Source organism: Agriterribacter sp. (assembly GCF_035497235.1).
In the GTDB taxonomy this organism is placed as follows: Bacteria; Bacteroidota; Bacteroidia; order Chitinophagales; family Chitinophagaceae; genus Agriterribacter.
Window position 1 is genome coordinate 49,153 of record NZ_DATJEB010000032.1, and the last position, 11,962, is coordinate 61,114.

Sequence of the window (11,962 nt, forward strand, 5' to 3'; positions counted from 1 at the left end):
TTACAATGTTTTTATATCCTCTTCAGGTTTTGCTTCATATACTCTGCAATATGCCGCTCATTATCATTATCGCTGCCCGAAAGCGAATTGATGATTCTTCGTTGTTCGGCCTCCGTTTTATTCTGGCTCAGTTTTTTCTTTGCCTGCAATTCAGTTACTTCAATTTCAAAAGCCACAATACCCTTTATCATCTTCAATTTAAAATCTTCCGGCAAACTATTCCATTGCCGCATATAAGCCCGTTCGTAGTTACCAATAGTCGCTTCCAGTATGTCAATAACCTTATCCGTTTGGATAACTAATCTTCCCTGCCCGTAAGCGTGAATTGAAATATAGTTCCACGTAGGAACATTTAACTCCTTATCATAGTTCCTGGGTGAGATATACGCATGTGGTTCCGAAAATATCACTAAAACCTTATTTTCAACAACCCCTGCCCATTGTTCATTTGCCTTTGCAAAATGAGAAGTCAGTATAATCTTATCGCCGTGAACCGATACAAGAAAGGGCAGATGTGTAGCCACAGGAAGGTTTTCCCTGGCAGTAATAATAGTTGCAAAACTGAACTGTTTCATGAAGGCAATCACCTCTCCGCGATCTGTCATTGCATTCATTTCAGGGATATACATACCTTAGTATTTTATTTTCAGGAATTGATTATGCGCAGCAAATTCTTATCGCTATTCTTTCCTTCCAAACCTACCTGCTATATAACTTACAATAAATAGCTGAAACGCGTGAAAGATCATCAATGGCAGCAGCATAAACCCTGCGAAAGACGCGTTACCGAACAGCACTTTTGAAAATACAGTGCCATGCACTAATGATTTTTTTGAGCCGCAAAACAACGCGGTGATCCTGTCTTCCCTATTGAAAGCAAGCAATATGCTGATCAAATAAATAATGCCATACAATGCAAAAAATAAAACGATAGTAATAACGCATATTATTGCCAGGTCATTCCATTGCATACCCGAAAAAGTACCATCGTAAAATGATTCTGCAAAGCTTTTGTACACGATTAATACAATAACACTCTTGTCAAATACCGCCAGTTGCTTACCGTACCGGGCAGCCCAGCGCCCGATACCCCGTTGAACCGCTATTCCCGCTATCACAGGTATAATGATTTCAATCATTAGCCTGAAATAGATTTGCAGAAAATCCACATCACTTTGCTGCTGCAAAAACAATCCCATCCATAATGGTGTTAAAAAAATGCCAATGAGTCCCGAAATGCTGGCATTAAAAATAGCCGCGGGCAGGTTACCTTTTGCCATGGCTACCATTACTACAGAAGAAGAAACGGTGGATGGCAATGTGGCTAAAAAAAACACAGACAGCCAGATCATCTCCTGCTGCTCATTTTTCAGGAAAGGATAGCAGATCAATACAAGTAACGGGCAAATAATAAACGTAGCTGCCTGGATAACGATATGCAGCTTCCAGTTTTTTAATCCCGCCTTTATTTTCTCCGGACTCAGCTTCACGCCATAAAAAAAGAAGATGAACGCAATACCCGCACTGCAAATAGTATTTAGTGGAATACCACTTTGGGCGGAACCGAATTGCGGGAAGAACCAGCCAACCCCAACAGCAATAAACAGCGCTAATACAAATTTATTCAATTTCATAATGCTACAAATAACCTTCGTATAAAAATACGCTGCAATTTATAATCATCATTCCCCAGTCAGTTATTTATTACCCGGATCAATACGATCATTCATTGGTAATATGCATAAAAAACATAGCGTACCACCTGCACAGGTGCCGTACGCTATGCTTATTGCTTCCCGCATACTATTTTCTTCCCACCAACTCATCCTCTTTTTCAACACGCTTTTCCTTCTTCGCCAGCGTTCCTGCTCTCCTCACTAATTCCAAAAAGCCTTTGCGATAACCTTCCTGATCAGTACCAATAGCGGAATTAGCCAATGCCAGCACATTGTTGTACGAAGACTGCTGCATAAACGCGGAACGGGTGAGCAACATGCCAAACTGGGCCACGGCTGCGGCAAACCGGAAATTATGGGAAGTATGGGTTAATGCAATGTGCCCGTCAACAACCGGGTGTTGTATGAGCTTGCTTTTTTCGCCATCCGGATCTTTATACCTGAATTTGATCGTCATCAGCTCGGGAGAATTATTATTTTTCGTATTGTTTTCTTCGAACTGGTATTTCAGCGGATCAACTTTTTCTGTAAAATTACTCTTTACGCCTGCGGGTATTACCTCATACAAAGCCGTAACGGTATGCCCGCTACCCAGCTCGCCTGCATCTTTTTTATCGTTGTTGAAATCTTCCTTATGCAGCAAACGATTTTCGTATCCTATTAAACGGTAAGCCTGTACTTTGGCGGGATTAAATTCCACCTGCAGTTTCACATCTTTGGCAATGGTAAATAAAGTGCCGCCAAATTCGCTCACTAATACTTTCTTCGCTTCACCCATATCATCAATATAAGCATGATTGCCATTGCCTTTGTCGGCCAGCTTTTGCATCTTATTGTCTTTATAATTACCCATGCCGTAGCCCAGCACCGTTAAAAAAACACCGCTCTTTCTTTCCTGCTCAATCAGCCTTTCCATATCGGCATCGCTGCTGGCACCTATATTGAAATCGCCATCGGTACATAAAATAACACGGTTATTACCGCCCTGCATATAGTTTTGCCTGGCTATATTGTAAGCTAATTTTATCCCTTCGCCACCGGCAGTAGAGCCACCTGCCTTTAGCCTTTCAATAGCATCCTTAATGGTTTGTGTATTTGCTCCGCTTGTGGCGGGCAATACCAGTCCCGCGTTACCGGCATATACCACTATGGCCACCTTATCCTTTTCGCGCAGTTGATCTGTAAGCAGTTTCATAGATTGCTTTACTAAGGGCAGCTTATTGGCATCTTCCATTGAACCCGATACATCAATCAAAAAAACCAGGTTGGAGGACGGTATATTTTCCGTTGCCACTTTCTTTCCCTGCAGGCTCACCAATACTAAGCGATGATCTTTATTCCAGGGCGCCGCAGACAATTCGGTATAAATAGAAAAAGGTTTATCATCTTCCGGCTGCGGATAATCGTAATGAAAATAATTAACCATTTCTTCAATACGCACTGCCCCGGCAGGTGGTAACTGCCCGTTGTTTACATAACGCCGTACATTACTATAGGAAGCCGCATCTACATCTATAGAAAAAGTAGACAACGGATTATCTTTCACCGTAAGAAAACGGTTTTCAGCAATGCCATCATAATCTTCAGTATTAAACCCTTCATCCCGTTGCTGGTGCAACCGGTAATTATGATTACGTATTTGCTTAGCAGCGGGCGAAGGATAGGAAGCATTTGCCCTTATTGCTGCGCCTGCCGCCATACCCTGCAGCATCATATCCGCCTCTTTCTCTTCCACTACCGCTCCTGTAACGCTTTTCTTTTTAACAGCACTATATGCTGTAACTACAACTTCCTCCAGGTTTGCTGCCGATCCGCACAACTGCACATGCAGCATTGATTGGCCCGATATTTTTATTTCTTTGGTATTGAACCCAACGGATGAAAAAACCAGTATGGCGCCGGCATTGGCAACGGTAATGACAAAGTTGCCATTGGTATCGGTTTGGGTAATATTTGCCGTGGCTTTTTCCGTAACAGATACCGCGGAAAGGACAGCGCCTGTGCTATCGGTTACTTTACCTTTTACCGTAAAAGAAGTGCGCGGCAAAAATGCCGTTAAGGCGGCAATAATTATAATGCCGCAAATGGTTAATTGCTTCATACAAATAATTTTTAAGGTTTAGTTTGAATGATGGATGCCCTGCCGGAAAGTATTACATACACAGCGTAAAAATATTTTGAGCAAAAAGAAGGTAAAGGAGTAATTATGCCCCCTTTCTTATTATCTTTTATCTTTGGTTTTTACTTTTTTCTTATTGTTTGGATTTTATTAAAAACATATCAATTGCCGGCAACACGGATACGGAACTGATTGCTTTGTATAAACAAACACAGGATATGCGTGTGCTGTCGGACCTGTACCAGCGGTATATGGAACTGGTATACGGGGTTTGCCTGAAATATTTTAAAGACAGCGAGCGCAGTAAAGATGCTGTGATGAGTATTTTTGAAGAACTGGTTGAGAAGCTCAGGCTGCACGAAGTGGATAATTTTAAAAGCTGGCTGCATACGCTTGCCCGCAATTACTGCCTGATGCAGTTGCGTACCCCCAAAAACCTGAAAACCACCGAATTTAACGCAGATTATATGCATTTGGAAGAAACGGTGCATCTTAATGGCGTGCTGGAAAAAGAAGCGCAGTTCGTTAAATTGGAGAAATGTATAGAAACCCTGTCGGATGAACAGAAGCAAGCAGTACAGCTCTTTTATTTACAGCAGAAATGTTATGATGAAATTGCCGAAATTACAGGCTACGAATGGAATAAGGTAAGAAGCTATATTCAAAACGGGAGAAGGAATTTGAAGAATTGTATGGGAGAGGAGTGAAAATGGGGAAATGTGCGAATTTGAAAATTTGAAAATGATATACAGGGAGAAAAGGAAGGGAATGTGGGAAATGTGAAAATGTGGCGGTTGGTACGCAACGAAGGAGCGTCAGACCGCAGGCACTGATTAGGTACCGGGTATCACCACTCACCACTCACTACTCACTAAATAACCAATGCCAGAAAATAATAAACATACCAAACAATATACGGCAGCGGATATACAGCGCTACCTGAACCGGCAGATGCCTGTGGAAGAAAGGCATGCTATGGAAAAAGCCGCGCTGGAGGACCCTTTTCTTGCTGAGGCAATAGAAGGCTATATGCAGCATTCCCCGCCGGATATTCAGTTGGATATAGAGGGCCTTAAAAAAAGATTACAGCAAAAAGCGGGCGCCAAAGTAGTGCCTTTGCGCAGCACAAAAATATGGTGGAGCGCCGCAGCAGTCATTCTTATTGTATTGGGAACAGGACTTACATGGTATTGGCTTGCACCAACCGGAAACAATATCGCGCAGCAAAAAGAAAAACAGCAAAAAAATGAGCCATTACGGGAAAAACAAAACACAGACCAAATAACAGCCGGGGCAACGGATACTGCCGTGCTGGAGAACAAAAGCAGGGAACAAAGTACTACACCACCTCCAAGCCCCGCTAAAGCATCTCCGGCTTTGCCTCCTGCCGCTCCCCAAAAAATAAAATCTTCTGCCGCATCACAACCCAAAGCAAAAAACGATTCCGTATTTCCTGATTTAACGGTTAGTGCGGCAAACCAGGCTGCAGCAGCCGCCATACTAAGGGCGCGGAAAGAGGAAGAAGCGGAAAGTGAAAAAAAAATATTAAGCGTACCCCGCACTACTCCTGCATCAACATCGCAAAACAATGCTTCGGGAGCAGTGTACACCTATATTATTACCGGCAAAATAACTGATAACAATAACAAACCATTGCCTTTTGTAAATATCCGTATCAGCAACACATTATCGGGTACCTATAGCGATGCCAGGGGAAATTTTAAATTATTAAGCGGGGATACCTCATTGGTAGCGGATGTAAAGTCTGTAGGCTTTCAACCGCAGCAAGTGGTTTTATATGCCGGCGCTCCTGTCAATAATATTATTCTTCAACCCGATGGCAAACAATTACCGGAGGTTGTAGTATCGGGCTATGGGAGCCAAAAGAAAAAAGTAACAGTAAGGGATGAAAGCCCCGGTGAAGCTCCTGAAGCAGCGCCTGCAGATGGCTGGGGCAATTATGATATTTATTTGGTGAATAATACCCGTTTACCCGAAACGGCATTTACTACCAGCCGGGGATTTGTTGACTTGTCGTTTTCTGTTGACGTATACGGCCGGCTCTCGGATTTTAAGATCACCCGTTCTACCTGTCCGCAGTGTAATAAAGAAGCCATCCGCGTGGTAAAAGAAGGTCCGCAATGGAAATTAGCGGAAGGCGGCAGTACGGCAAAAGTGACGCTTACCGTTCAGTTTTAACCGCTAAAACAACCCGGATAAAGAAGGTATTCTGTTAAACCTGGCATAATTCTCTTCAATTTCCTTTCCGCCTTGAATTACATCGCTGTAAACATTATCTTCGCCGCAACAAATAACAGTGCAATAAACGAATGCGTACCGCAGGGTTTATGCATAAAACAAAGACCTGATTAATCAACCAAAAAAACAACTACAGATGAAAAAGATTTTTTTTCTCGCCGCTTTTTCTACGATAATTTGTTTTGCAGAAGCGCAACAATTAAAAACGCCGGCTCCTTCGCCACTGCAAACGGTAAAACAGGAATTTGGCTTATCAGCCATTGAACTGTCTTATTCAAGACCAGCGGTAAAAGGCAGAACCATATTCGGCGATCTCGTACCTTACGGTAAGGTGTGGCGTACGGGTGCAAACGGTGCTACCACTATTAGTTTTGGCGATGATGTTACTTTTGGCGGAAAAAAAATCCCTGCCGGAAAATATGGATTGCTTACTATTCCTAACGCCTACGAATGGACGATAATTTTATCTAAACAGCTCAATGTAACCAGTCCATCCGCTTACAAAGAAGACCAGGATGTGGCCCGCGTTAAAATCAGTGCTACCGATCTTCCTTTTCCACTGGAGTCTTTTTTAATCTCTTTTGACAACATCTTACCATCCTCCCTGAATATGATCATTGGATGGGACAGAACAGTTGTTATTATCCCCATTACTACGGATGTAAGCACTAAGGTTAATGCGCAGATCAGCAGCTTAGAAGGAAAAGCAGATTTCCCTTATTTCGCAGCCGCGGCTTATTATCTTGAAAATGGCAAAGACCTCAATAAAGCGCTTGGCTGGTTTAATAAAGCAACGGAAAAAGAACCCAACGCGTTTTGGATATGGCACCAGAAAGCCCAATGCCTGGCAAAACTGGGCAAGAAGAAAGAAGCCATAGCAGCAGCCAATAAATCTACCGAACTGGCTGCTACTGCTAAAAATGAAGATTATGTTACGCTGAATAAAAAGTTACTGGCTACATTGAATTAATTTTTTGATTGCTTTCGCAACAACAAAATCGAAAGGTCGCTGAGATGCAAAGGCAGTAAGGAATATTTACCTGCTGTTTTTGGAAACTGAGCGGCTTTTTTATTGGAATAGTGCTATCGGAGCTGTTGGAATAGCATTTATTTGAACTTTTGGATTGCAGGGAAGTGCTTCCCGGAAATTGTTTTACCCTATTGCTGGTACTCCAATCGTAATAAAGATGCTGTAGATTTGATCTTCGAATCTTCGGCAAAGCCACCTCATTTACACACCCCGTATGAACCTTTTCCTTTCATCTTCCTTTTTCCCTTCTCCTGTTCTTATCTTTGCGGTCACAAAAAAACCGCATGCGTGTAATACCTGAAAAAATAACGGAAGCCGTTGCATATATTAAGAGCCGCTATAGCACTCCATCAGAAATAGGTATAGTGCTGGGCAGCGGACTGGGCAATTTTGTAAGCGAAATGAATGTGGAAAAAGAGATCCCCTATACGGAAATACCTCATTTTCCTGTTTCTACCGTTGAAGGACATTCGGGCAGGCTGATCTTTGGCCAAATTGGCCACAAACATATTGTGGTAATGGCAGGACGCCTGCATTTTTACGAAGGGCATGCTGCCACTGAAGTTGCTTTTCCCATTCGTGTAATGAAACTACTCGGCGTTCACACGCTGCTCCTTAGCAATGCCGCAGGCGGCGTTAATGCCGCTTTTGCCGTAGGCGACCTGATGATTATTACCGACCATATCAGCCTGGCAACGGTAAATCCTTTAATAGGCAAAAACGAGGATGCTTTTGGCCCGCGATTTCCCGATATGAGCGAGCCCTATGCAAAAACGCTGATCAGGAAAGGAAAAGCAATTGCCGGGCAACTGGATATCCCCGTAAAAGAAGGCGTATATTTTGGGGTAACGGGCCCTACTTTTGAAACCCGCGCAGAATATAAAATGATTCTTGCGCTGGGAGGAGACGCCGTAGGAATGAGTACCGTACAGGAAGTGATTGTGGCTGCGCATGCCGGCATACAGGTATTTGGCATAAGCGTAATTACCGATTTAGGCATAAGGGAGGAAGACAATATTATTACGCATGAAGAAGTGCTGGAGGCGGCATCTGCAGCAGAACCAAAGCTTACGGCTTTATTTAAAGCGTTAGTTAAAGCTATTTGATTCCGTCATTTTTTTCAACAGATATGAGCCGATTTCAGGTATTTTCGCCGTAAACAGGATTAAGCTAACAGCATTGAAGAAAATATTTTCATACTTACTGCTATTTATACTGGTGGGTTCCGCGCTACCCGCCTTATCGCAGCGACTTCCGGGCCGGCTGGGCAATATCAGCAATATGGGCAGAGGGGGCAGGTCGGGAGGAGGCGACTCTATAAAATTCGAACACCGCGACCCTTTTGCAGACTCTGTTAGCATACGCTTTAAATATATTGATTCGGTACGCTCCTATACTTTCGATTCTTCTTTGATTGATTTTTATATAAAGATTCCTTTAAAGTCTGAATATGTATGGCTGGGAAATAACGGTACAGCTACTACTTCCCTGCTGTTTAATCCGTCAACAGCGCCGGGATGGGATCCGGGTTTTCATGCTTTTGACGCTTACGCTTTTAATATTGAACAAACGCGGTTTTACAATACTACCCGGCCCTTTACCGAATTAAATTACCTGATTGGCAGCGGCTCCGAGCAGTTCATTAATATCTTACATACGCAAAACATAAAACCCAACTGGAATTTTGCTTTCCAGTTCAGGCTCATTAATGCCCCCGGCTTTTTTAAAAGCCAGAATACCAGCCATTCTAACCTGCGGCTCAATTCTTATTATCAGTCGCCCAATAAAAGGTATGGCATATATTTTATCGGACTAACCAACAGCCTGCAATCTGCCGAAAACGGGGGCATAGCCAATGATAGCTTCCTGGTAGATAAAACGGGTACCTATTCAGACCGCTTTAATATTCCTATCAATACCGCAGGCGATGCCACCTACAGCCGCGACCCGTTTAACACGCAATTAAAAACCGGGAATAAATATAACCAGCTTAAGCTATTGGTGAGGCAACAATACGATTTCGGAAAGAAGGATTCATTGGTAACCGACTCTACCGTTATCAAGCTTTTTTATCCCCGGTTCAGAATTGAACATACGCTTCAGTACAACACGTATAAGTACCTGTTTCAGGATATTGCACCCGACAGCGCTTTTTATAAAATGAACTATGATGTATCGTTTAGCCCACGTGATACTATATTATACAGCAATACCTGGAAAGAGGTGGTTAACGATTTCTCTATCTACCAGTTTCCAGATATCAAAAATCAACAACAATTCTTGAAGGTGGGCGCCAGCATGCAAAACCTGTCCCTTAAAAAATCTGATCTCACACGCGATATGCTGTATAATATTCTCCTTCATGGAGAATACAGGAACCGCACCCGAAATAAAAAATGGGACATGGAGGCTTATGCCCAACTATACCCTACCGGGTTTAATGCCGGCGATTACCGGGCCTATGTAAGCCTGCAAAGACTACTGGGCCGCAAACTGGGATCGCTGCAGGTGGGTTTTGAAAATGCAAACCGAACACCATCTTACCTGCTGCGTAATACAAGCGGATTTCCTGTAGTGGCGCCTGCGGATGGTACTAACAAAGAAAATATTTCTCACCTGTTCAGTACGCTTACGGTTCCTGCTTTACAACTACAGCTCAGCGGGCATTATTATCTTATTGGCAATTACGCGTATTTTAAGAATTTTTATGAAGCAGATCAGCAAACCGCTCCCTTTAACGTGCTGCAAATTAAAGGCAGCAAAGATTTCCGGATAAGTAAATTCTGGCATTGGTATGCAGACGTGGTCCTTCAAAAAACAGCCGGTAATACGCCCGTTAATATTCCGCTGCTTTATTTACGCAACCGCATTGTTTTCCAGGGACAATTCTTTAGGAACCTGAATATTGCTATAGGCTTAGATTCCAGGTACTATACACCCTATACCGCCGATAATTATTCTCCCGTAACGGGGCAGTTCTTCCCGCAAGACAGCATTCGCATAGCAAATTTGCCCGACATTGCTGCCTTTATGAATTTCAGGATCAGGAGTTTCAGCGCTTTTGTACGCCTGGAGAACCTGAATACGCTTGAGCTGAACGGCTTTTCATTTACCAACAACAATATGGCTGCGCCATTATATCCCTACCAGGGTTTACTCTTTAAACTGGGCATTTTCTGGAATTTTGTAAATTGACGGTTAACAGTAATTATGTAAGTCGGGGATTATTTTGATTACTGAATTTTAAAATCTAATTTTATGTGAAGTTGCTCGTACATATTACACCTCACTATGCTTTTCTACATAGCAGTCTGGAGACTTCGTACAGCGGAGCGGAGATTTCGGAAAAAAATATCCCCTTTTTATGTGATAGCCGGAATCCTTTTTATGTCAGAACTTCAAATGAAAAATGAAACGAAGTAAATTCATGCTGTCCTTATTGTCTGTTGCTCCTGCAGCAGGTTTTGGGCGGCATTTTGGGCAGGTTAACCGCGAAGAAAAGGGGTTTAAAACGAAAGCGGGAGAGGGTCGTTATCACGGTCATATTCAGTTGAAAGGCGTTAACGCCAATACCATTGATGTAAAAGTATCGGGAAAAGATACCAATGGTGACCTGGCTATTTTTGAGCAAACAAGTGTATCACCCAAAAAGGGAACGCCCCTGCATGTTCATCCGTACCAGGACGAAGTTTTTTACGTGCTGGAAGGAAGTTATCGTTTTCGGGCAGGGGATAGCATCTATGATCTCAATGCCGGTGACAGCATTTTTCTTCCGCGAAAGCTACCCCATGCGTGGTCGCAATTAAGTGAAAGCGGAAAGATGACCGTGATGCTGCAGCCTGCCGGTAAACTGGAGGATTTTTTTGTAGCATTAGCAGCTTTCACAAATCCACCTTCTCCGGAAGAAATTGCCCGGTTATTCCTGGCCCATGAAATGGAGGTAGTAGGTCCGCCTTTAACGGTGTAGTGTTATGCTGGCTGCTTAGCCCTGATATACACCAGCTTTACATGTTTTCTTCCGGTGTCACGCTCGTCAATTTCAAAGCCGGGTAAGCTTTTAATAAGTGGTAACAGTTTAGCATAACCGTAATTGCGCGGATCAAAATCGGGACGTTTTTTGAGCAGCAGGTTTCCCAGGTCTCCCAGGAATGCCCATCCGTTTTCGTCTGCAAGATCATTAATGCTGCCGGTAAGCAGGTTCACAAAGGGCTTATCTGCTTTATTCAGTATCTTTTCTTTTTTAGCTGTTTCTTTCTGCCGGGCAGGCTTTGGCAGGGCTTCTTCCTGCATCAGTATTTCTATATAAATAAACTTGTCGCATGCCGCCCTAAAGGCACCGGGCGTTTTTTGTTCGCCCATGCCAAACACTTTCATACCGGCTTCCCGCAGGCGCGTTGCCAGCCGGGTAAAATCGCTGTCGCTGCTTACAATGCAAAAACCATCTACCCTGCCGGTATATAAAATATCCATCGCGTCAATAATCATTGCCGAGTCAGACGAATTTTTGCCCGTAGTATAGCTGTATTGCTGCACCGGGGTAATGGCATGATCCAATAAAACCGTTTTCCATCCTGCCACATGCGGCTTGGTCCAGTCGGCATAAATGCGTTTAAAGGTAGGTGAGCCATACTTGGCAACTTCTTCCAGTATACCACTAATGAGCCGGTAAGGAATATTATCGGCATCTATTAAAACCGCAAGGCGAAGGTCTTTTGTATTTTCCATCTGTTATTTGTTGATATTGTTTCAAAAGGTAATTATAAATTCACAGGAGAGCAAGGGGAATTTGAAAATGTGGGAGTGTGGGAATGTGAAAGTGAGGAAATGATTTGCATTTCACTTCAGGTTTTAGATTTCAGATTTTGCATTTGCTTTGTT

Annotated in this window: 10 protein-coding genes; 6 read left to right on the forward strand and 4 right to left on the reverse strand. The window is 43.1% G+C overall.

Features of this window, described 5'->3' with window-relative positions; all coding sequences use genetic code 11:
• Positions 1–11: 11 nt before the first annotated feature.
• The 3 genes from VL121_RS09045 to VL121_RS09055 all read right to left on the reverse strand — a co-directional run bounded on the left by VL121_RS09045 (position 12) and on the right by VL121_RS09055 (position 3,777).
• Positions 12–629: an FMN-binding negative transcriptional regulator gene (locus VL121_RS09045; RefSeq protein WP_325404391.1), complete on the reverse strand. Its 618-nt coding sequence runs from the start codon at positions 627–629 to the stop codon at positions 12–14.
• 51 nt (positions 630–680) lie between these two features.
• Positions 681–1,634, reverse strand: a complete 954-nt coding sequence (locus VL121_RS09050) for a bile acid:sodium symporter family protein (RefSeq protein WP_325404393.1) — start codon at positions 1,632–1,634, stop codon at positions 681–683.
• Between the two features lie 169 nt (positions 1,635–1,803).
• Positions 1,804–3,777 carry a vWA domain-containing protein gene (locus VL121_RS09055; protein WP_325404395.1) on the reverse strand — a complete coding sequence of 658 codons (1,974 nt, stop codon included), beginning with the start codon at positions 3,775–3,777 and terminating at the stop codon, positions 1,804–1,806.
• 158 nt (positions 3,778–3,935) lie between these two features.
• Between VL121_RS09055 and VL121_RS09060 the strand changes: the two genes are divergently transcribed.
• The 6 genes from VL121_RS09060 (at position 3,936) to VL121_RS09085 (ending at position 11,051) form a co-directional block, all read left to right on the forward strand.
• Complete coding sequence (locus tag VL121_RS09060) at positions 3,936–4,502, forward strand: RNA polymerase sigma factor (protein ID WP_325404397.1); 567 nt, start codon at positions 3,936–3,938, stop codon at positions 4,500–4,502.
• A gap of 175 nt (positions 4,503–4,677) precedes the next feature.
• Positions 4,678–5,994 (forward strand): energy transducer TonB, encoded by a 1,317-nt coding sequence (locus VL121_RS09065; protein ID WP_325404399.1) that lies wholly within the window; start codon positions 4,678–4,680, stop codon positions 5,992–5,994.
• A gap of 196 nt (positions 5,995–6,190) precedes the next feature.
• Positions 6,191–7,024: a DUF2911 domain-containing protein gene (locus VL121_RS09070; RefSeq protein WP_325404401.1), complete on the forward strand. Its 834-nt coding sequence runs from the start codon at positions 6,191–6,193 to the stop codon at positions 7,022–7,024.
• A 344-nt stretch (positions 7,025–7,368) separates the two neighbouring features.
• On the forward strand, positions 7,369–8,190 hold the full coding sequence (locus tag VL121_RS09075) for a purine-nucleoside phosphorylase (RefSeq protein WP_325404403.1): 822 nt from the start codon (positions 7,369–7,371) through the stop codon (positions 8,188–8,190).
• Positions 8,191–8,263: 73 nt separating this feature from the next.
• Positions 8,264–10,279 carry a putative porin gene (locus VL121_RS09080; RefSeq protein ID WP_325404405.1) on the forward strand — a complete coding sequence of 672 codons (2,016 nt, stop codon included), beginning with the start codon at positions 8,264–8,266 and terminating at the stop codon, positions 10,277–10,279.
• A gap of 214 nt (positions 10,280–10,493) precedes the next feature.
• Entirely contained in the window at positions 10,494–11,051 is a 558-nt protein-coding gene (locus VL121_RS09085; protein WP_325404407.1) for a cupin domain-containing protein, read from the forward strand.
• A 2-nt stretch (positions 11,052–11,053) separates the two neighbouring features.
• Here VL121_RS09085 and VL121_RS09090 read toward each other — a convergent pair whose 3' ends face one another.
• Entirely contained in the window at positions 11,054–11,809 is a 756-nt protein-coding gene (locus VL121_RS09090; RefSeq protein WP_325404409.1) for an NYN domain-containing protein, read from the reverse strand.
• Positions 11,810–11,962 lie beyond the last annotated feature (153 nt).

Coding starts and splice junctions, on each gene's coding strand:
- VL121_RS09045 (WP_325404391.1), bottom strand. CDS start 629: ATGTATATCCCTGAAATGAATGCAATGACAGATCGCGGAGAGGTGATT.
- VL121_RS09050 (WP_325404393.1), bottom strand. CDS start 1,634: ATGAAATTGAATAAATTTGTATTAGCGCTGTTTATTGCTGTTGGGGTT.
- VL121_RS09055 (WP_325404395.1), bottom strand. CDS start 3,777: ATGAAGCAATTAACCATTTGCGGCATTATAATTATTGCCGCCTTAACG.
- VL121_RS09065 (WP_325404399.1), top strand. CDS start 4,678: ATGCCAGAAAATAATAAACATACCAAACAATATACGGCAGCGGATATA.
- VL121_RS09070 (WP_325404401.1), top strand. CDS start 6,191: ATGAAAAAGATTTTTTTTCTCGCCGCTTTTTCTACGATAATTTGTTTT.
- VL121_RS09075 (WP_325404403.1), top strand. CDS start 7,369: ATGCGTGTAATACCTGAAAAAATAACGGAAGCCGTTGCATATATTAAG.
- VL121_RS09085 (WP_325404407.1), top strand. CDS start 10,494: ATGAAACGAAGTAAATTCATGCTGTCCTTATTGTCTGTTGCTCCTGCA.
- VL121_RS09090 (WP_325404409.1), bottom strand. CDS start 11,809: ATGGAAAATACAAAAGACCTTCGCCTTGCGGTTTTAATAGATGCCGAT.